Genomic DNA, 17,542 nt, shown 5'->3' on the forward strand with positions numbered 1-17,542 from the left:
CGGCAAGCGGCGCGGTTGAAAAGAGAACAATCGTCAGCACCCCACGCGGCACGGCAGAACCGGGCGGCACCTGAGAGAGCGGCCGCAGGACGCGATCGAAGACAAGGCGTCACGCCGCAGGCGTGGCAATGTGACAAGAGATCAGGGGAAGATGCAGAACGGCACCCGGCAGGTGCGCATCAGCTCCATCGTTGTCGAGCCGATGAACAACTGGCGCAGACGGCTGTGACCCGCCTTGCCCAGCACCAGCATGTCGGCCTTCAGATCGACGACGGCCTTGGCGATCACCGCCTCCGGTTCGCCGGTCTCCAGATGCTCGGTCACCTCGAACCCCGCGCGGCGGAGGGCCGCGGCGGCATGGGTCAGCTTGTCTCGGGTCTGCGGGGTCGCGGCCCCGACGCTGAGCATATCGCAGGACATCCCGGCCAGAACCGAGCCGGCCGTCAACCGCTCGACCGCACGCTCCGTGGCGGGAGAGCCGTCATAGGCCAGCACAAAGCGTTCCGGGGTCTTGAAGGCGCGGTTGGCTACCAGTACCGGGCGCTTGGAGATACGAACGGCACGGTCGAGGTTCGAGCCCAGCATGTCGGCGGCAAATCCGGCCGCCTCGCCACGCTTGCCCAGAATGGTAAAACGGGTCTCGGCTTCCAGCTCGGAAATCGCCTCGATCAGATCGCCGTTGCGCAGCTTGGTGATGACGTCGATATCGCCAGCGGCGGCGATCCGGGCGGCACCGTCGTCGAGGATCGCACGGCCACGCTCGCGGCCCAGAGCGGCGCGTTCCTCGTCCAGCTTCGACAGCTTCTCGAGCAGCGAAGTGCGGGCGCCGAGACGCAGGTTGCCGCTCAGATCGGCGGGGGGCGACGACACGTCGTTGCGGCGGCCGATGACATGCACGAGGCTCACCGGCATCGACAGCTGTGCCGCGGCCCAGACCGCATGGTCACACACGCTGGCCGCATATTCCGACCCGTCGATAAAGGCTGTGATCCGGTCCATGGTCGTTCTCCCTCTGGCCCGCACAGACGCGAGCGGTGTCTCTAGTGTGCGTTGAGCTGATCCATCGCACCCGGCTTGTCATGCAGGGCGAGCTGGTCAACGATCGTCTCCGACGCTTCGTTCATGCCCACGAGCGACACCTTGGTGCCCTCGCGGCGGAACTTGAGCACCACCATATCCACAGCGGCCACCGAAGATATATCCCAGATATGCGCCCCGCTCACGTCGATGGTGACTTCGTCGAGAGCTTCGTGGAAATCGAAGGCCTTGTTGAAATCCTCGACAGAGGCATAGAACAGCTGGCCCTCGACACGATAGACGCGGGACCGGCCATCGCTGGCAGGCTCGCTCGACACCCGGAAGATCTGGCTGATCTTGCTGGCAAAGAACACGCCGGACAACAGCACCCCGGTGAGCACCCCAAAGGCGAGGTTGTGGGTCCAGACGGTCACGACGACCGTGGCGAGCATCACCACGGAAGAGCTCTTGGGATGGGTGCGGAGCGCCCCGATCGACGACCAGGAAAACGTTCCAACGCTGACCATGATCATCACCGCCACAAGGGCGGCCATCGGAATGATGCGCACGAAATCGGCGAGGACGAGGATCAAGAACAGAAGGATCGCACCGGCGGCAAAGGACGACAGGCGGGCGCGACCGCCCGATTTGACGTTGATCATCGACTGACCGATCATCGCACAGCCCGCCATGCCGCCAAAGAAACCGGTGACGGTGTTGGCCACGCCCTGTCCGACACATTCACGGTTGCGGTCGCTCTCGGTGTCGGTCAGCTCGTCCACCAGATTGGCGGTCATCAGGCTCTCCAACAGGCCCACCGCGGCCACGGCCAGCGAATAGGGCAGGATGATCATCAAGGTCTCGAGGTTGAACGGAATGTCGGGGACAAAGAAGAACGGCAGCTGATCGGGCAATTCGCCCATGTCGCCGACCGTGCGGACATCCCAGCCCATCATGAACACCAGAGCGGTCATCACGATGATCGCCACCAAAGGCGACGGAACGGCGGTCGTCAGATACGGCAGGCCGTAAATCACGATGAGCGAGGCACAGACAAGCGCATAGGTCAGCACCGGCACGTCGATCAGTTCCGGCAATTGGGCCATGAAAATAAGGATCGCCAGCGCGTTGACGAAACCGGTCATCACCGAGCGGCTGACAAAGCGCATCACGAAACTCAGTCGGGCAAAGCCCACAGCGATCTGCACCAATCCGGCGAGAACGGTGGCGGCCAACAGGTATTGCAACCCGTGGTCGCGGACCAGCGTCACCATCAGCACGGCGGTCGCCGCCGTCGCGGCAGAGATCATGCCGGGGCGGCCGCCGACGATGGCCGTCAGAACCGCGATGGAGAAAGAGGCATAAAGGCCCACCTTGGGATCGACGCCCGCGATCAGGCTGAACGCGATCGCTTCGGGGATCAGCGCCAGCGCCACGACGAGGCCGGACAACAACTCTGCCTTTGGATTGCCGAACCATTCCGCCCGGGTCCGCTCTGATAGTTGCATGATGATCCTCGCTGCAGTGCCGCAAAGCCCCGCTTGTGTTGCGCAACCATGGCGGAGTCAACCCGGTCGGCGTGAAAACAACCGGCCTTGTCGCTCGACAGGCGCAGGCGGCGGGTGTAGAAAAGACAACCCCAAAGAGGATCCGTCATGTCCAGCTTCAGCGATCCCGCAATGATCTCGGATTACGCCGACAGTGCCGCCCAAAAGGTGCCGGGTCTGGCCGATCTGCACCGGATGATGACGATCCTGCTTCAGGAAAAGGTCGGCGCGGGCGGTCAGGTGCTCGTGCTCGGCGCCGGCGGCGGGATGGAGCTTCTCGCGCTCGCCAAAGCCCGGCCCGACTGGACGCTCACCGGCGTCGACCCCTCCGAAGCGATGCTCGATCTGGCCCGGCAGACCCTCGGCCCGGACCGTCCGGCCACGCTGACCCTCGGCACGATCGACGACGCGCCCGCCGGCCCGTTCGACGGAGCGACCTGCCTGCTCACGCTGCATTTCTTGACGCGGGAGGAGCGGGCAGCCACGCTCGGCGCCTTGAAACAGCGGCTGAAACCCGGCGCCCCGCTTGTCGTGGCGCACCACAGCTTCCCTCAAGACGACGCGAGCAAGGCGCTCTGGCTCAACCGCTACGCCGCTTTCTCCACCGCTCCGGGCGGCGACCTCGCCAAGACGCAAGCCGGCGCGCAAAAGATCGGAGAGCTGTTGCCCGTCCTGTCGCCCGACGACGACGAGAAGCTGCTGCGCGAGGCCGGCTTCACCGACGTCAGCCTGTTCTACGCCGGGTTCACCTTCCGGGGCTGGGTCGGGACGGCGACTTAGCGCAGCTTGTCGAACGGGTCAGCACTGCGCGAGCCAGTCTGACTGGCAACTTTGCCTCGCGTTGGCGTGGAGCGCGCCATTGTCGCTCCAATGCCCTTACCAAGACGCGCGGCAACGCCATCTCCTGTATCCGACCGAGTGTCAGATTGCGTTTTGGAAACAACTTCTTGCCCCGCCAACTTGAGCAGCGTCTCTGAGATTTCGACCAGAATGCCAAGAAAGACGGCGCCACTCAGGCTCGAAATGCCCAGTACCCAGAACATATCCTTCGCGGATGACGGCACGAGCGTCCCGGCGCGATATGAATAAGACGGCAATGTTGCCGCCTGGTAGATGCAGACCCCGGCCGCAATCAGACCAAGAATTGCAAACTTTCGTCCCAACCGCGTAAAAAACATGATCCGCCTCTAATCAATTTGTTTGAACCAGTCCTATGAATGGCCTGCCAATAAGGCTCAAATTGGAGAGAGTTGTGGCGAACTACAGGCCTTACGGCTTCAGCCGATACCCCAGCCGGAACCAGTTCCAGTTGATCAGCACGACCACCGCGGCCGATGCGCTGACAATCGCCAGCCCCAGCCACGGAGAGCTGTCGGACACATCGAGCATTCCGTAGCGGACGCCGTCGATGATGTAGAAGAACGGGTTGGCATGGCTCAGGGTCTGCAACACCGGGGGCATCGCATCGAGCGAGTAGAACGTGCCGGACAGGAACGCCAAGGGGGTCACAATGAAATTCGAGATCGCCGCCAACTGATCGAACTTGTTGGCAAAAATCCCGGCAATCAGGCCAAGGCCGCCCATGAACACCGATCCCAGAACGGTAAAGATCAGCACCCACAGAGGATGGGCCATGCCGATGCCCAGAAACAGGCGGACGCCCACCGCGATGACGACCGCGACGAGCAGGCCGCGGGCGACGGCGCCGGCGATATAGCCGGTGACGAGCTCGGCGGCACTCAGCGGCGGCATCAGGGTGTCGACGATATTGCCCTGAACCTTGGCGCTGGCGAGGCTGGACGAGGTATTGGCGAATGCGTTCTGGATCACGGTCATCGTCAGGATGCCGGGGGCGATGAACGTCACGAAAGGCACGCCCATCACAGGGCCACGGTCGGGGCCGACGGCGATGACAAAGATCATCAGGAACAGACCGGCGTTGATCAGCGGGGCCATGATCGTCTGGCTCCAGACGTTCAGAAACCGGCGGCACTCGCGCTCGATCAGGGTGGCAAGGCCCAGCCAGTTGACCCGTCCGAACCGGCGCACCCCCAGATCCGCACCCATGTTATCAGCGTCACTCATCTGCCACGTCCCTCTCATTTGCACGGCTGCGCTTGTATCCGCCGCTCGCAGGCTTAGAATAGGAAACTGACGGAATTCTCAAGGGCGCCCTGTGTAATCAGTTGCGCGGCCTACCAACTCGCAAGGAAGACATATGTCCTGGACCGACGAGCGCGTCGAGACGCTGAAAAAGATGTGGGGCGAAGGTCAATCGGCCAGCCAGATCGCAAAAGAACTCGGCGGGGTCACCCGCAACGCCGTGATCGGCAAGGTGCACCGGCTTGGCCTGTCCAACCGGACGGGCACCGGTGCGACGGCGCCCGCCGCCGCACCCGCCGCCGCGGCACCGGCCAAACCCGCCGCCGCCCCGGCCAAGGAAAAGGCGCCGGAGCCTGCCGCCGCCGCAGCGCCCGCCCCCAAGGCAGAGCCGGACGAGCCGCCAGAACCGCCGATGAGCGCCGCCCGCCGCGCGATCATTCCCGCCGGTCAGCCGCTGCCGCCGCAGCCGTCGCTGAACGAAATCAGCCCCGAGGCACTGGCCAAGGTCAACGAGGTCGAAAAGACCGCCAAGCGCCTGTCGCTGATGGAGCTCACCGAAAAGACCTGCAAATGGCCGGTCGGTGATCCGGCGACACCGGACTTCTGGTTCTGCGGCCTGCCCACCCAAGCGGGCAAGCCCTACTGCGAAGCCCATGTCGGCGTCGCCTTCCAACCGATGAGCGCCCGGCGCGACCGCCGCCGCTAAACCGCGCTCCGCATCTGCAAAAGGCCCGCCCCCCCCCGGCGGGCCTTTTGCTATTAACCGCGCCGGTCACGCGATTACGGCCTCGGACCATGCGGGCAAAGTAGAACGAGCTCCCGAAGACAACATCGAGAGCACCGGCAGAGGATGATGCTGGATCATGTTGTGTCAGCTATGCTGGACGGAGCTGCCGTTCCTGTGCTGCTTTGAATGTCTGATGACAAAACCTGATCAGGGAGTTCCGCAGCATTAGGACGTGGCGGCGGTACTTTCCTTTGCAACGAACGCTGCGAACTTGTCCCAAGTTTGAGTCCCGTATTCGACGGCACCAAATCCAATGACGATAGCGCGACGTTCAGCCGAGGGGTGCATCTGACGCAGAGTGACTGCCGTCTTGCCATTGCCCTGCTGGTCGAAAGTCACGAGCATGCGAAAGGCGTCAGGATCGTTTTCTACTTCACTCCCATGGATGAACTCTATCATCTTGGACGGCTCGATCCACAGAAACTCCATGCGATTTGGGAAGACAGTTCCATCCGGTGCTGTCATGTGGAATCGCCAAACCCCACCAACGCGGATATCGATCTCATGGGTTTGCGTTTCAAAGCCGCTTGGTCCGAACCACTGAACAATTTCCGCAGGATCGATCCAGGCGCGGAACGCAGTCTCGCAATCCGCATCGACGACGCGGGCCATTACCACTTCCCTTTCCAATTGCAGTGCGGTCCACGGCGAGTCGATTTCATGCTTTTTCTCAGTCATTTGGCTTCTCAGTCTTTATGTTTTCAAGGTGTGCATCATAGCGATCCATGCGGCGCTCCCATTGCTGGCGATAGATGGCCATCCAGTCTTCGGCAGCCTTCAATGCCAAAGGGTTGAGAGAGCAGATACGGCTGCGACCTTCGCGTTTGGAGATAATTAAACCCGCATTTTCCAAAACGCCGAGGTGCTGCGTGAAGGAAGGTAGGGCCATCTTGAACGGTTTCGCCAATTGCGAGACTGCCGTTGGGCCATTGCTCAAAGCTTGCACCACGGCGCGTCGCGTTGGATCGGCAAGTGCGCTGAAAGTCGTTTCGATATGGGAATCATTGTTAGGCATGAGCCTAACTTAGGCTAACGCCATACTTAGGTCAATACCTAACAAATGTCGTGCCGCTTACCGTATGCGGTCATTTGATCAAAGTGCAGCATTTGGGAGGTTGGGGTCAAAGAGGTCATCCGCTGCAAATTACATGATCCATTGCATAGGGCTGGCCCCAAAGGCGGGCCAAAACCTGTCAATTCACGCTCACCGGACGCGAGCGCATCCGCGCGACCGTCTCGCGCTCGGCGCGTTTGCAGACCTGCGGCGGCAGGCCCCGGTCGATCAGGTCCATATCCTCCAGCACCATCTCGCCCATCTGGGCAAAGGCACTGTCCAACGCCCCCGCACGATGGGCCGACAGCAGCAAGCCCTCCAGACCGCGCACCGGATGGTCCGCAGGCATCGGCTCTTGCGGGAAGACATCGGTCGCGGCGCGGATATGGCCACGATCCACGGCGGCCATCAACGCCTCGAAATCCACCACTTCGGCCCGCGACAGCAGGATGAACGCCGCCCCCGGCTTCATCGACGCAAAGGCCTCGGCCCCCAGAAACCCGGCGTTTTCCGAGGTCACGGCAGCGGTGACGAACACCACGTCCGATTGCGCCAGCAAGGCGTCCAAGCCCACAGGCTCGGCGCCACCGGCGCGGGTCACGCTGGGGGCCTGCCACGGATCATGGACCAGCAAACGGGGGCGAAAGCCCGTCAACACCCGGCCCAGCGCCCGGCCCAGATCGCCAAAACCGACAATGCCCACCGTGGCGCCGCTCAACTGGCGCATCCCGGCATTGCCGTCACCGCCCCAACGCTCGGTCCCGGCGCGGAAATCGGCGTCGGCGGAATGGATGCCGCGCAGCAGCGACAGCGCCATGCCAAGGCCCATCTCGGCAACGGGCAAGGCAAAGACCGCCCCGGTGGTCACCACATGGATGCCACGGGCGAAAACCTCGTCATACGGCATGTTGTTCAACAGGTTGCTCTCCACATTGAACACACAGCGCAACGCGCTCAGGCGGGCCAAGGTGGCGGTGTCCAACGGGGGCTGGCCGATGATGTGACGGGCCCGCGACAGCACCGCATCCGGCAGGCCGGGCAGGTCCTCGTCAGTGGTCTCGATCACCTCGTAACGGGCGTGCAGCTCGGCCAGACGGTCGGGCGCAAAGATCAGCGGCAAGGTGCGGGGCAGCGGGCAACTGATCACCAGCGGCTTGTCTGTCATGGCGAGGTCTCCTTTGCGGCCAGCATCGCCGGGACGCCCGGAATTTCAAGGGTCGATCTGCGGCGGCGTCCGGCCTTGCGCCCCACATCGGCGCAAAGACGCGGGCAAAGGATCGGGCGGCGGCGGAGTCCCCTTTCCAAGCCGCCCCCTTCCGCATTATAGCGGGCCATGGCTCAGAACCCTCCCAACCTCCGCCCCGATCTCGCGCCCCGTGCGCGGTTCACCGAAACGGTCCGCGACGGCCAGCCGACGATCGGCATGGTCTCGCTCGGCTGCCCCAAGGCGCTGGTCGACAGTGAGCGGATCCTCACGAGGCTCCGGGCCGAGGGCTATGCGATCTCGCCCGATTACGCCGGGGCCGACGCGGTGATCGTGAACACCTGCGGCTTTCTCGACAGCGCCAAGGCGGAAAGCCTCGACGCCATCGGCGAGGCGCTCACCGAGAACGGCAAGGTCATCGTCACCGGCTGCCTCGGGGCCGAGCCGGACTACATCCGCGCCCACCACCCGCGCATCCTCGCGGTGACCGGGCCGCAGCAATACGAACAGGTGCTCGACGCGGTCCACGCGACAGTGCCGCCCTCGCCCGATCCGTTCATCGACCTGCTGCCGGCCACGGGGGTCAGCCTGACGCCAAGGCATTATTCCTACTTGAAGATTTCCGAGGGCTGCAACCACGCCTGCAAGTTCTGCATTATCCCCGACATGCGGGGCAAGCTGGCGTCCCGGCCTGCCAAAGCAGTGCTGCGCGAGGCGGAAAAGCTGGTCGAGGCGGGCGTCAAGGAGCTCCTCGTGATCTCTCAGGACACCTCCGCCTACGGCACCGACTGGCCGCGCGACGCCGGCGACCGGACGGCGCATATGACCAACCTCGCCCGCGATCTCGGCAGCCTCGGCGCATGGGTGCGGCTGCACTACGTCTACCCCTACCCGCATGTGCGCGACCTGATCCCGCTGATGGCGGACGGGCTGGTGCTGCCTTATCTCGACATTCCGTTCCAGCACGCGCACCCGGAAACGCTCCGGCGGATGGCGCGCCCCGCCGCCGCCGCGCGGACGCTGGACGAGATCGCCGCATGGCGGAGCGTCTGCCCCGACATTACCCTGCGGTCGACCTTCATCGTCGGTTATCCCGGCGAAACGGAAGAGGAATTCCAGACCCTGCTCGACTGGCTCGACGAGGCGCAGCTCGATCGGGTCGGCTGCTTCCAATACGAGAACGTCGACGGAGCACGGTCCAACGCCCTGCCCAACCACGTGCCCGCCGAGGTAAAGCAAGACCGCTGGGATCGGTTTATGGAAAAGGCGCAAGCCATTTCCGAGGCGAAACTCACCGCCAAGGTTGGAAAAGTGCTAGACGCGATCATCGATGACATCGACGAAGACGGCATCGCCACCTGCCGGACAAAAGGCGACGCGCCCGAGATCGACGGCAACCTGTTCATCGACGAGGGCACAGAGGGGCTCTCAGTCGGCGAGATCGTGCAGGTCGAGGTCGACGAGGCGGGCGAGTATGACCTATGGGGGCGGCCATCAGTAAACCGCTGACACCACTCCGATCGTTTTTATCCAAGGCCAAAGTCCATCGAGACGTTACAAGCGCCCTGAAGACAAAAGCGAAGTCGCATTTTGGTGAAGTTGATTCGGAGCTACGACAAGCGAACGATCTCGCACTGTCTTGCTTGTGTTCTCAAACAGCGCGAGCGGGCAATCTACTTCGCGCAGACCTCTCGGACATAGAGATCAAGCGAAGTGACATTCATGCAGAGTTTATCAAGGGTCTTAACGCCTTCGAATACTGCCTAGAGTCTGGATTATATGGAGCATCAGCAACATTAGCACGGCGTGAAATAGAGGCCGTAAATGTTTGTGTGAATTTTAGGCGAGGAAAACAGAAAAACAAAAAGAACCCCGGGATCAAGGCTTTCAAACGCTTCGAGGGAATCTACAAGCAACTATCGGGGATTGCCCATAACACAGATCAAGCAGCGATGTCTTATCTGTCAGGCGGCGGTAAAGGGAACTTGGATCCGCGAATTGATTGCCGACTTGCGAATTTTCTGTTGGGAGTTCACATCCATTCTTCAATCGCAATCTTGTTTGATATGTCGGAAATCGCACCGTTCTCGGAATCATGTCGATTAGATCCCGACGAACAATACTACAGTCGAGTGGCGCTTGGTATCTTAGTGGACAAGGACATCATGAACCTAGAGCCTAAATAGGCCGATCATAAGTCATTGCGCGAAACTGATTAAAAGCGCAAACTTGCCCCATGAAACGCCTCATCCCCCTCTCCGCCCTGCTGCTGCTCAGCGCCTGCGCCACCGCACCGCTGGCCATCGAAGGCTCGCGGGGGTTCTTCTGGGGGCTGTTCGACGGGGCGGTCGCGCCCATCGCCTTCATCGTCTCGTGGTTCTCCGACACCGTCGGCATCTACGAAGTGCCCAATTCGGGCGGCTGGTATGACTTCGGCTTCCTCATCGGGCTGACCTGTTGGGCGGGCGGCGGCGGCGCGGCCTCCCGGCGCAAGCGGCGCTAGGCGCGACACCGCACCGCATACGCGACGGCCCCGCCCGGACCTATCTCTTGGGTATGACCCAAGACACCCGCATCCTCTACAACGCCAACTGCCCAGTCTGCTCGTTCGAGATCGACCATTACGCCGCGTGGGCCAAGGCCCAGAACCTGCCGCTGCGGTTCGAGGATCTCAACACCTGCGACGCCGCCCCCTACGGCGTGACGCAAGACCAGGCGGCGCGGCGGCTTTACGTTCTGCACAAGGGCGAGGTCTACGGCGGTGTCGACGGGTTCATCGTGCTCTGGCAGCAGATGCCGCGGACACGCTGGCTGGCGCGGGTGGTCGGGCTTCCGGGCATCAGACAGGCGGCCAGCGCGGGCTATGATCACATCGTCGCCCCCCTGATCTACCGTTGGCACCTGCGCAGGCAGGCGCGACAAAGGGCCTCCCGCCCCTAGCGGCCAGCCTTTGACTCAGGTCAAGGACAGCGCCCCTGCCCTGCCGCACCCTTGGCGGGACAAGACAGGAGCGGCCTATGCCAGACACGTCCACGCCCCAAGACATCACCGCCATACCCGACCCGGCAGCCCCCGTGACGGGCGGCGCGGCCAAGAGCGCACGACGCACCCCGCTGCGCAAGCTCGCCCGCGGCCCCTACGAGGCCGAGAAGGCACGGCTTCAGGCCGAACTGCTCAAGGTGCAACTCTGGGCGCAGGAAACCGGGCAGAAATTCGTGATCCTCTTCGAGGGGCGCGACGCGGCTGGCAAGGGTGGCACGATCAAGCGGTTCATGGAGCACCTGAACCCCCGCGCCGCGCGTGTGGTCGCCCTGAACAAGCCCAGCGATACCGAGCGCGGCCAGTGGTTCTTTCAGCGCTACATCGAACACCTGCCGACCTCTGGGGAAATGGTCTTCTACGACCGGTCCTGGTATAACCGGGCCGGGGTCGAACGGGTCATGGGGTTCTGCGCGCCCAACGAATACCTCGAATTCATGCGGCAAACACCGCAGTTCGAACAGATGCTCACCCGGTCAGGGATCAGGCTGTTCAAATACTGGTTCTCGGTCACCCAAGACGAACAGCGGCGGCGGTTCACGGCCCGCGAAACCGATCCGCTCAAGCGTTGGAAACTGTCGCCCATCGACAAGGCGTCCTTGGACAAATGGGATGACTACACCGAAGCCAAGGAGGCGATGTTCTTCTACACCGACACCGCCGATGCGCCGTGGACGGTGATTAAGTCCAATGACAAGAAGCGGGCGCGGCTGGAATGCATGAAGCATTTCCTCAATGAGATCGACTACCCCGGCAAAGACCCCGACGTCGCCCTGCCCCCCGATCCTCGGATCGTCGGCAGCGCCGAACAGGTCGTGCACAGGGCGGATCACATCCTCGGCAGCGCGCTCCATCCGGATCTGCGGCACAAGCCGATGCCCTAGCATCGCGCTAGATGTCGCGCAGCGCGTCGAACAGGGCGGCGTTGCGGCAATAGCCCGGCAAATCTGTTTCCGGCTCCGGCCCGCGCAGCCAGATCGCGCAGGCCCCCGGCTCTGCACAGCCGCGACAGCGGGTCACCGCATCGGACCACTCGGCTTGGGTCAATCGGCCCTCGCGGAACGCGGCCACCAGATCAACGCCGGTGAGCTTGGCCGCCCCGGAGGTCAGGAAGAAATGGGTGCGGGGGGTTCCTAGCGGGGTCATCGGGGATCCTTTCGGTGTGTCCCGGGCACTTTCCGCAAATGGAGCTTCGGCGTCCTTGCGCCAGATCAAATCCGCGCCCCGGGGGCGGAGGCTAGCCTCCGCCCAGCGCAAACCGCGAGACGAGGATCACCACCCACGCCACGCCCACGGCGATCCCGGCGACAGAAACCGCCGCCGACCCGGCGTCCTTGGCCTGCCGGGCGCGGTCGCGTTTCTCAGTCGAAATATCGTCCACCACCCGCTCGATCGCCGTATTGAGGCACTCGAAGGCCAGCACAAGGATGCCGCCCATCAAGAGCACCGCCCGCTCGGCCCCGCTCAGCGGCAGGGCAAAGGCCAGCGCGGCAGAGACGACATTGGCCCAGATCCACTGGTGCAAAGAGCCCTCGGTGCGCCAGACATGGACCCACCCGGCCCAAGACCAGACCGCGCGATCGGCAATCCTGCGCAAATGCCTGACGATCATCGGCCCCTCCCGCCCGTAGCCATTCAGGCGCAGCATGGAACAGGCCATGTCGGAAAGAAAGAGGCGGCGGTCCGGCAAAGATCGGCCGAAACGCGGGAATGACCCAACGGCACAGTAGCCAGATCGTGCAGAAGCCCTACGCTCAGTCTCGTGAAGCATGCACCCGATCCTGAAAGCTACCCCGCCTATTCCCGCGCCGAACGGATCGCGGACGGGACGGTGCACGCGATCGGGGTGCTGCTGGCGGTGACCGGAGCGGTGCTGCTGATCGTCATCGCCGCCAGCGGCGGGGTCGGCGGGCTGCACGGCGGGCATGTGGCCGCGATCTCGGTCTATGGCGCGGCGCTCATTGCGACGTTCGTGGCCTCAGCCTGCTATCACATGACCCCGTGGGAGCGGGCGCGTCCCGCGCTGCGCAGGCTCGACCACGCCGCGATCTACCTCAAGATCGCCGGGACATATACGCCACTCGTCGTGCTGATCGGGTCCGGCTTTGCCTATGTGGTGCTGGGGCTGGTCTGGGCGCTGGCCATCGGCGGGGCGGTGGTCAAGGTCTTCTTCTGGCACGCGCCGGGGCGGCTGGGTCCGGCACTCTACCTGATCATGGGCTGGCTCAGCGTGGCTCTGATCTGGCCAATGGCGGCCACCCTGCCGCCCATCGGGACAGGGCTCGTGGTCGCGGGCGGGCTGCTCTACAGCTTTGGAGTGATCTTCTTTACGTGGGAAAGCCTGCGGTTTTCCAATGCGATCTGGCACGGCTTCGTGCTGGCGGCCTCCGGGTGTTTCTTTGCGGCAATCGCGCTTGGCGTGGCCAGCGTGCCCGCGATGGCGCAGGGATTGCTCTGAGGCATCCGGCAGCGACGCAAGGTGGGGTTTTCCTCACTATCGCGACCTCCCGGAATGGCTAACCTTCCTCTCATTACCATGCAGCCTTGGCGCGGGGCATTTTCCCACAGATGCGGCAAGGCGTTGATTTGAGAGGGAACGGCAATGATTTTCGCCGATTACATCACGACCATGCCGCTCACCGACCTGATCGGCATCCTCGGCTTTTGTGTCTACGTGACGAATTACACGCTTCTGACGCTGCACAAGCTCGATTCCCGCGGGGTGCTGTATTTCGTGCTCAACATCGCCGCGGCGAGTTGCGTGCTGATCGGGCTGGCCGGCTCGTTCAATCTGGCCGCCGCGCTGATCCAGGGGTTCTGGATCGTGGCCTCGCTCGCCGCGATCATCCTGCGGTTTCGGCAAGACCGGCGGGCGCCGGCAGGCGGCGCCGCGGCGCAGACCTGAAACGACGCGCTAGAGGCCCAGCTCGGCGGCGGTTTGCTGGACGATGGCGACGCGGGCGGCATTCGGCGGGTGCGTGCCCAGAAAGCGGTCACCGGGATCGGGCAAACGGAAAAAGAACTCCGCCCCGCGCACCGGGTCAAAGCCCGCGCGGGCCGCGATCACGGTGCCCAACGCATCGGCCTCCAGCTCGAAATCCTGACTGTAGCGGCGCGAGCCGACCACCGCGCCCAACTGGCGGGCGGTTTCCACTCCGGCCGGGGTGGCCCGGCCCGACACCGTGGCCAGTCGGCCAAAGATCACCGCCCCGCGCACCGCGTTCTGCTGTTGCCGGGCCAGATGGCCGGCCACGTGATGGGCGGCCTCATGGGCCATGATGAACGCCAGTTCGTCCTCGTTGCGCACTTCGGTCAACAGCGACAGGGTAAAGGCGATGATCGGGCGGCCATCGGCATCGAGGGTCTGAAAGGCGTTGGGCTGCTGGCCGGGGGTGTCGTCCACCACGATGCGGAAATCGCAGTTCAGCCCCTGCGAACGGGCGCGGCACTCCGATTCCGCCACCGGCTCCACCGTCTCGACGACCGAGACAAAGCTGCGCGCGGCGGATCGGGCTGCGGCGGTCGTCGCGATGCCGGCGATGGGATCGGGGATCGGGGCGGCGGTCGGCTCGGCCGTCTGAGGGACCGGCGACGCACAGCCGGCCAGTCCGGCAACCACGGCAAAAACGGCAAGGCAACGACGCAACATCATTCTCGGAGCTATCCTTCGATCTGAACGTGACCCGCAATTTACAACGGCACATCACGTCCGGCCAGTGGCGTTCTCGTGATCGGGGCAATTCTTGCGCCGGGGCGGCCGAGCGGCCCTTTTCATTGTCGGCCCCGCCGCCTAGATTGAGGATATGTTTACGATCGAGCACGATTTCGACGCCACCGTCATCACCCTTGTGGATCAGGGCAAAGCGCCCCTGCAAGAGGACGTGACCGTCTGCGCCTTCGAGGATTGCGTCACGCTGGAGCAGTTGGACCCGCGCACCGACGAGGTGGTGCGGATCACCCTGTCGCTGGCACAGGCACGCGATCTGGCCGCCGCCCTCGATCTGCCGGAAGGCATGTATCAGGTGTCCGACACCAAGGATTAATCCAGCCGGAACAGCTTGTCGCGATGCGCCGCGCCGCGGATCAGGGTCAGGCGTCCGGGGGCCACGCCCATAGCCTTGGCCAGCAGGCGCTGGATTGCCTTCGTCGCCTTGCCGCCCTCGGGCACCGTGGTCACATAGACGCGGATCTCGTCGGTATCGGTCAGCACGATCCGGTCGCGGGCGGCCTTCGGCGTGGCACGGACCGGGATGGTCGCACCGGGCAGGGCCAAATGGGTCAGGTCGGGCATGGTCACACGTCCGCTTAGCACGGGGCGAGCACTCTTGCAGCCCCGGCCGGCGCGGCCCATTCTGCGGCGGATCAGCATGGGGGCGAAAATGCGCACGGGATTCTTCTGGGACGAGCGGTGCTTCTGGCACTCTGGCGGCAGCTACGCAGGCATGATGCCCGTGGGCGGGCTGGTGCAACCGGCCAGCAGCGGCGGCCTGCCGGAAAATCCCGAAACCAAGCGGCGGCTCAAGAACCTGATCGACGTCACCGGGCTCAGCGCCGAATTGCAGATGACGGGTGCGCCCGCCGCGACGTGGGACGACCTGTCCCGCGTCCACCCGCAAAGTTACCTGACCGAATTCAAGAGCCTGTCCGACGGCAAAGGCGGCGAATTGGGGCTGCGGGCGCCCTTCGGTCCGGGCAGCTTCGAGATCGCGGCCACCTCGGCGGGGCTGGCGACCGGCGCGCTGAAGGCGGTGCTCGACGGGCAACTGCGCAACGCCTACGCCCTGTCGCGGCCGCCGGGGCATCACTGCACGGCCGACACGCCGCAGGGGTTCTGCATGCTCGCCAATATCGCCATCGCGATCCGGTCCGCGCAGGCGGCGGGGCTGGCGCAAAGGGTCGCCGTGCTCGACTGGGACGTGCACCACGGCAACGGGACCGAGGCGATCTTCTACGACGATCCCGACGTGCTGACCGTCTCGCTGCACCAAGAGCGGAACTTTCCGCTCGACACCGGGCATTTCGAAGACCGGGGCACCGGCGCGGGCGTCGGGGCCAACCTCAACATCCCCCTGCCCTCCGGCACCGGGCACGCGAGCTACCTCGCCGCGATGGAGCAACTCGCCCTGCCCGCGATCCGGCGGTTTCAGCCCGACGTGGTGATCGTCGCCTGCGGCTACGACGCGGCGCTGAACGACCCGTTGGGGCGGATGCTGGCCACGGTCGAGACCTTCCGGGCGATGACGGCACAGGTCATGGCGCTGGCGGACGAGGTCTGCAACGGGCGGCTCGTCATGGTCCACGAAGGCGGCTATTCGGAAACCTACGTGCCGTTCTGCGGGCATGCCGTGCTGGCCGAAATGGCGGGCAGCAGCATCGACGCCCCGGATCCGCTGGCCAGCACCTTTGCGGCGCGGCAACCGGGTGCGGATTTCGACGCTTTTGTGCAAGATCGGCTGACACACATGGAACAGCTGCTCAGCTGACCCTATGTAGGGGCAACCAAACCTCCGGAGACCACGATGCCCACACCCAACCCCGCCGCCCTCGACTTCCTGCTCACCCGGCGGTCGCGCCCGTCCAAGACGTTGACCACACCGGTTCCCTCGCGGGACGAGCTGATCCCGCTGCTCACCGCCGCGGCGCGCAGCCCCGATCACGGCAAGCTGGAGCCTTGGCGGTTCATCGTGCTGGAAAAACAGGCGCTTGCACGGCTTGGCGAGATGATCCCGGCGCGGGCCGAGGCATTGGGCATCGACGCCGACAGGGTGATGAAAGCGGTCGCGCAATACGGCACGGCCGATCTGGCGGTGGCGGTCATCTGCTCGCCGAAACCCAGCCCCAAGATCCCCGAAATCGAACAGGTCTATTCCGCCGGCGCGGTCTGCCTCGCGCTGCTCAATGCCGCACTGGCGGCAGGCTGGGGGGCGAACTGGCTTTCGGGCTGGGCGAGCCACGACCGGACCTTCATCGAAGACGGGCTGGGGCTGGCCGCACATGAAACCGTAGCCGGGCTGATCCACATCGGCACCGAGACCAACCCGCCGCCCGAACGGCCGCGGCCCGATCTGGACGCGATCACCACCTGGGTCTCCGCATGATCTTCTCCGCATTCGGCAAGGCGGTGATGCAGCTTTCCGATCCGCGCTTCCGGCGGGTGCTCTGGCTCGGGGTGGCGCTGTCCATCGCCCTGCTGGTGGGGTGCTACGCCGGGCTGCTCTGGCTGATCGAAGCGATCGATCCGGGCAGCTTCCAGATCCCCGGCGTCGGGCCGATCACCTGGCTGGGCGACCTGCTGTCATGGGGGTCGCTCTTCGTGATGCTGTTCCTTTCGATGTTCCTGATGATCCCGGTCGCCTCGGCGATCACCTCCATGTTCCTCGACGATGTGGCTAACGCCGTCGAGGACGAATACTACCCGCACCTGCCCAAACCGCCCGCGGTTTCGTTCTGGGACGCGGCACGGGACACCGTGAATTTCCTCGGCGTGCTGATCGGGGCGAACATCCTCGCGCTGGCGCTCTACGTGTTCTTTCCGTTCATCGCGCCGCTGATCTTCTTCGGACTGAACGGCTTCCTGCTGGGGCGGGAATACTTCCAGATCGCCGCCATGCGGCGCGAAGGACGCGAGGGGGCCAAGGAACTCCGGCAAAAGCACCGGGGAACGATCTGGATGGCGGGGTGCCTGATGGCGCTGCCGCTGGCGATCCCGCTGGTCAATCTGCTGATCCCGGTTCTGGGGGCGGCGACGTTCACGCACATCTACCACCGCCTCGCCGGGACCAGCCGCTAGA

At 64.2% G+C, this 17,542-nt stretch carries 24 protein-coding genes; 13 read left to right on the top strand and 11 right to left on the bottom strand.

Translation table 11 applies throughout. The features are described 5' to 3' along the window. Positions 1 to 141: 141 nt before the first annotated feature. Positions 142 to 999 (bottom strand): universal stress protein, encoded by an 858-nt coding sequence (locus LOM8899_RS13790; protein ID WP_093992813.1) that lies wholly within the window; start codon positions 997 to 999, stop codon positions 142 to 144. Positions 1,000 to 1,040: 41 nt separating this feature from the next. Further along, complete coding sequence (locus LOM8899_RS13795) at positions 1,041 to 2,525, bottom strand: SulP family inorganic anion transporter (RefSeq protein ID WP_093992814.1); 1,485 nt, start codon at positions 2,523 to 2,525, stop codon at positions 1,041 to 1,043. Between the two features lie 147 nt (positions 2,526 to 2,672). Between LOM8899_RS13795 and LOM8899_RS13800 the strand changes: the two genes are divergently transcribed. Then, positions 2,673 to 3,344: a class I SAM-dependent methyltransferase gene (locus tag LOM8899_RS13800; RefSeq protein WP_093992815.1), complete on the top strand. Its 672-nt coding sequence runs from the start codon at positions 2,673 to 2,675 to the stop codon at positions 3,342 to 3,344. Here LOM8899_RS13800 and LOM8899_RS13805 read toward each other — a convergent pair. Next, positions 3,341 to 3,742 carry a hypothetical protein gene (locus LOM8899_RS13805; RefSeq protein WP_093992816.1) on the bottom strand — a complete coding sequence of 134 codons (402 nt, stop codon included), beginning with the start codon at positions 3,740 to 3,742 and terminating at the stop codon, positions 3,341 to 3,343. The genes LOM8899_RS13800 and LOM8899_RS13805 overlap by 4 nt on opposite strands. A 91-nt stretch (positions 3,743 to 3,833) precedes the next feature. Then, positions 3,834 to 4,649 (bottom strand): ABC transporter permease, encoded by an 816-nt coding sequence (locus LOM8899_RS13810; RefSeq protein WP_093992817.1) that lies wholly within the window; start codon positions 4,647 to 4,649, stop codon positions 3,834 to 3,836. Between the two features lie 133 nt (positions 4,650 to 4,782). Between LOM8899_RS13810 and LOM8899_RS13815 the strand changes: the two genes are divergently transcribed. Further along, the gene (locus LOM8899_RS13815) at positions 4,783 to 5,373 is read left to right on the top strand and encodes a GcrA family cell cycle regulator (protein WP_093992818.1); all 591 of its coding nucleotides are present in this window, start codon (positions 4,783 to 4,785) and stop codon (positions 5,371 to 5,373) included. Positions 5,374 to 5,619: 246 nt separating this feature from the next. Here LOM8899_RS13815 and LOM8899_RS13820 read toward each other — a convergent pair whose 3' ends face one another. The 3 genes from LOM8899_RS13820 to LOM8899_RS13830 form a co-directional block, all read right to left on the bottom strand. Then, on the bottom strand, positions 5,620 to 6,132 hold the full coding sequence (locus LOM8899_RS13820) for an SRPBCC family protein (RefSeq protein ID WP_093992819.1): 513 nt from the start codon (positions 6,130 to 6,132) through the stop codon (positions 5,620 to 5,622). After that, positions 6,125 to 6,469: an ArsR/SmtB family transcription factor gene (locus LOM8899_RS13825; RefSeq protein WP_093992820.1), complete on the bottom strand. Its 345-nt coding sequence runs from the start codon at positions 6,467 to 6,469 to the stop codon at positions 6,125 to 6,127. Before LOM8899_RS13825 ends, LOM8899_RS13820 begins: the two co-directional genes overlap by 8 nt. Before the next feature lie 178 nt (positions 6,470 to 6,647). Next, entirely contained in the window at positions 6,648 to 7,673 is a 1,026-nt protein-coding gene (locus LOM8899_RS13830) for a hydroxyacid dehydrogenase (protein WP_093992821.1), read from the bottom strand. 168 nt (positions 7,674 to 7,841) lie between these two features. On the opposite strand from LOM8899_RS13830, the gene rimO reads away from it, so the two are divergent. From rimO to ppk2, 5 genes are all read left to right on the top strand, one after another. Beyond that, on the top strand, positions 7,842 to 9,221 hold the full coding sequence (gene rimO / locus LOM8899_RS13835; RefSeq protein WP_093992822.1) for a 30S ribosomal protein S12 methylthiotransferase RimO: 1,380 nt from the start codon (positions 7,842 to 7,844) through the stop codon (positions 9,219 to 9,221). Continuing rightward, positions 9,194 to 9,898, top strand: coding sequence for a hypothetical protein (locus LOM8899_RS23250; RefSeq protein WP_133065037.1), 705 nt, complete (start codon positions 9,194 to 9,196; stop codon positions 9,896 to 9,898). The genes rimO and LOM8899_RS23250 overlap by 28 nt, the downstream gene beginning before the upstream one ends. Before the next feature lie 50 nt (positions 9,899 to 9,948). Continuing rightward, positions 9,949 to 10,215 carry a hypothetical protein gene (locus LOM8899_RS13840; RefSeq protein WP_093992823.1) on the top strand — a complete coding sequence of 89 codons (267 nt, stop codon included), beginning with the start codon at positions 9,949 to 9,951 and terminating at the stop codon, positions 10,213 to 10,215. 53 nt (positions 10,216 to 10,268) lie between these two features. Further along, complete coding sequence (locus tag LOM8899_RS13845; RefSeq protein ID WP_211096203.1) at positions 10,269 to 10,652, top strand: thiol-disulfide oxidoreductase DCC family protein; 384 nt, start codon at positions 10,269 to 10,271, stop codon at positions 10,650 to 10,652. Positions 10,653 to 10,729: 77 nt separating this feature from the next. Further along, a complete protein-coding gene (gene ppk2, locus LOM8899_RS13850) occupies positions 10,730 to 11,635 on the top strand; it encodes a polyphosphate kinase 2 (RefSeq protein WP_093992824.1) in 906 nt (301 codons plus the stop codon). 7 nt (positions 11,636 to 11,642) lie between these two features. Here ppk2 and LOM8899_RS13855 read toward each other — a convergent pair whose 3' ends face one another. Next, complete coding sequence (locus tag LOM8899_RS13855; RefSeq protein WP_245820537.1) at positions 11,643 to 11,897, bottom strand: DUF6455 family protein; 255 nt, start codon at positions 11,895 to 11,897, stop codon at positions 11,643 to 11,645. Between the two features lie 91 nt (positions 11,898 to 11,988). After that, positions 11,989 to 12,399, bottom strand: coding sequence for a diacylglycerol kinase (locus LOM8899_RS13860; RefSeq protein ID WP_245820538.1), 411 nt, complete (start codon positions 12,397 to 12,399; stop codon positions 11,989 to 11,991). A 114-nt stretch (positions 12,400 to 12,513) separates the two neighbouring features. Between LOM8899_RS13860 and trhA the strand changes: the two genes are divergently transcribed. Next, positions 12,514 to 13,209: a PAQR family membrane homeostasis protein TrhA gene (gene trhA / locus LOM8899_RS13865; protein ID WP_093992825.1), complete on the top strand. Its 696-nt coding sequence runs from the start codon at positions 12,514 to 12,516 to the stop codon at positions 13,207 to 13,209. A gap of 144 nt (positions 13,210 to 13,353) precedes the next feature. Continuing rightward, positions 13,354 to 13,656, top strand: coding sequence for a CBU_0592 family membrane protein (locus tag LOM8899_RS13870; protein ID WP_245820539.1), 303 nt, complete (start codon positions 13,354 to 13,356; stop codon positions 13,654 to 13,656). Between the two features lie 9 nt (positions 13,657 to 13,665). Here the strand turns inward: LOM8899_RS13870 and LOM8899_RS13875 are convergent, their stop codons facing one another. After that, on the bottom strand, positions 13,666 to 14,403 hold the full coding sequence (locus LOM8899_RS13875; RefSeq protein ID WP_370739354.1) for a M48 family metallopeptidase: 738 nt from the start codon (positions 14,401 to 14,403) through the stop codon (positions 13,666 to 13,668). 151 nt (positions 14,404 to 14,554) lie between these two features. On the opposite strand from LOM8899_RS13875, the gene LOM8899_RS13880 reads away from it, so the two are divergent. Next, complete coding sequence (locus LOM8899_RS13880; RefSeq protein ID WP_093992826.1) at positions 14,555 to 14,794, top strand: DUF8831 family protein; 240 nt, start codon at positions 14,555 to 14,557, stop codon at positions 14,792 to 14,794. Here LOM8899_RS13880 and LOM8899_RS13885 read toward each other — a convergent pair. Further along, positions 14,791 to 15,042, bottom strand: a complete 252-nt coding sequence (locus LOM8899_RS13885; RefSeq protein ID WP_211096204.1) for a DUF167 domain-containing protein — start codon at positions 15,040 to 15,042, stop codon at positions 14,791 to 14,793. The two genes, LOM8899_RS13880 and LOM8899_RS13885, sit on opposite strands and share 4 nt — an antisense overlap. A gap of 88 nt (positions 15,043 to 15,130) precedes the next feature. Here LOM8899_RS13885 and LOM8899_RS13890 point away from each other — a divergent pair, with 88 nt between their 5' ends. From LOM8899_RS13890 to LOM8899_RS13900, 3 genes are read left to right on the top strand one after another with little or no spacing between them, the layout of a single operon-like run. Continuing rightward, entirely contained in the window at positions 15,131 to 16,234 is a 1,104-nt protein-coding gene (locus LOM8899_RS13890; protein ID WP_093993007.1) for a histone deacetylase-like amidohydrolase, read from the top strand. Positions 16,235 to 16,270: 36 nt separating this feature from the next. Beyond that, positions 16,271 to 16,849: a nitroreductase family protein gene (locus tag LOM8899_RS13895; RefSeq protein WP_093992827.1), complete on the top strand. Its 579-nt coding sequence runs from the start codon at positions 16,271 to 16,273 to the stop codon at positions 16,847 to 16,849. Next, entirely contained in the window at positions 16,846 to 17,541 is a 696-nt protein-coding gene (locus LOM8899_RS13900) for an EI24 domain-containing protein (RefSeq protein ID WP_093992828.1), read from the top strand. Before LOM8899_RS13895 ends, LOM8899_RS13900 begins: the two co-directional genes overlap by 4 nt. The last annotated feature ends 1 nt before the right edge of the window (position 17,542 follow it).

The organism is Flavimaricola marinus, assembly GCF_900184895.1.
GTDB lineage: Bacteria > Pseudomonadota > Alphaproteobacteria > Rhodobacterales > Rhodobacteraceae > Flavimaricola > Flavimaricola marinus.

Bases quoted from the DNA above. Each gene is read 5' to 3' on its own strand.
- LOM8899_RS13790 (WP_093992813.1), bottom strand. From the start codon at position 999: ATGGACCGGATCACAGCCTTTATCGACGGGTCGGAATATGCGGCCAGC.
- LOM8899_RS13795 (WP_093992814.1), bottom strand. From the start codon at position 2,525: ATGCAACTATCAGAGCGGACCCGGGCGGAATGGTTCGGCAATCCAAAG.
- LOM8899_RS13800 (WP_093992815.1), top strand. From the start codon at position 2,673: ATGTCCAGCTTCAGCGATCCCGCAATGATCTCGGATTACGCCGACAGT.
- LOM8899_RS13805 (WP_093992816.1), bottom strand. From the start codon at position 3,742: ATGTTTTTTACGCGGTTGGGACGAAAGTTTGCAATTCTTGGTCTGATT.
- LOM8899_RS13810 (WP_093992817.1), bottom strand. From the start codon at position 4,649: ATGAGTGACGCTGATAACATGGGTGCGGATCTGGGGGTGCGCCGGTTC.
- LOM8899_RS13815 (WP_093992818.1), top strand. From the start codon at position 4,783: ATGTCCTGGACCGACGAGCGCGTCGAGACGCTGAAAAAGATGTGGGGC.
- LOM8899_RS13820 (WP_093992819.1), bottom strand. From the start codon at position 6,132: ATGACTGAGAAAAAGCATGAAATCGACTCGCCGTGGACCGCACTGCAA.
- LOM8899_RS13825 (WP_093992820.1), bottom strand. From the start codon at position 6,469: ATGCCTAACAATGATTCCCATATCGAAACGACTTTCAGCGCACTTGCC.
- LOM8899_RS13830 (WP_093992821.1), bottom strand. From the start codon at position 7,673: ATGACAGACAAGCCGCTGGTGATCAGTTGCCCGCTGCCCCGCACCTTG.
- rimO (WP_093992822.1), top strand. From the start codon at position 7,842: ATGGCTCAGAACCCTCCCAACCTCCGCCCCGATCTCGCGCCCCGTGCG.
- LOM8899_RS23250 (WP_133065037.1), top strand. From the start codon at position 9,194: ATGGGGGCGGCCATCAGTAAACCGCTGACACCACTCCGATCGTTTTTA.
- LOM8899_RS13840 (WP_093992823.1), top strand. From the start codon at position 9,949: ATGAAACGCCTCATCCCCCTCTCCGCCCTGCTGCTGCTCAGCGCCTGC.
- LOM8899_RS13845 (WP_211096203.1), top strand. From the start codon at position 10,269: ATGACCCAAGACACCCGCATCCTCTACAACGCCAACTGCCCAGTCTGC.
- ppk2 (WP_093992824.1), top strand. From the start codon at position 10,730: ATGCCAGACACGTCCACGCCCCAAGACATCACCGCCATACCCGACCCG.
- LOM8899_RS13855 (WP_245820537.1), bottom strand. From the start codon at position 11,897: ATGACCCCGCTAGGAACCCCCCGCACCCATTTCTTCCTGACCTCCGGG.
- LOM8899_RS13860 (WP_245820538.1), bottom strand. From the start codon at position 12,399: ATGCTGCGCCTGAATGGCTACGGGCGGGAGGGGCCGATGATCGTCAGG.
- LOM8899_RS13870 (WP_245820539.1), top strand. From the start codon at position 13,354: ATGATTTTCGCCGATTACATCACGACCATGCCGCTCACCGACCTGATC.
- LOM8899_RS13875 (WP_370739354.1), bottom strand. From the start codon at position 14,403: ATGATGTTGCGTCGTTGCCTTGCCGTTTTTGCCGTGGTTGCCGGACTG.
- LOM8899_RS13880 (WP_093992826.1), top strand. From the start codon at position 14,555: ATGTTTACGATCGAGCACGATTTCGACGCCACCGTCATCACCCTTGTG.
- LOM8899_RS13885 (WP_211096204.1), bottom strand. From the start codon at position 15,042: ATGCCCGACCTGACCCATTTGGCCCTGCCCGGTGCGACCATCCCGGTC.
- LOM8899_RS13890 (WP_093993007.1), top strand. From the start codon at position 15,131: ATGCGCACGGGATTCTTCTGGGACGAGCGGTGCTTCTGGCACTCTGGC.
- LOM8899_RS13895 (WP_093992827.1), top strand. From the start codon at position 16,271: ATGCCCACACCCAACCCCGCCGCCCTCGACTTCCTGCTCACCCGGCGG.
- LOM8899_RS13900 (WP_093992828.1), top strand. From the start codon at position 16,846: ATGATCTTCTCCGCATTCGGCAAGGCGGTGATGCAGCTTTCCGATCCG.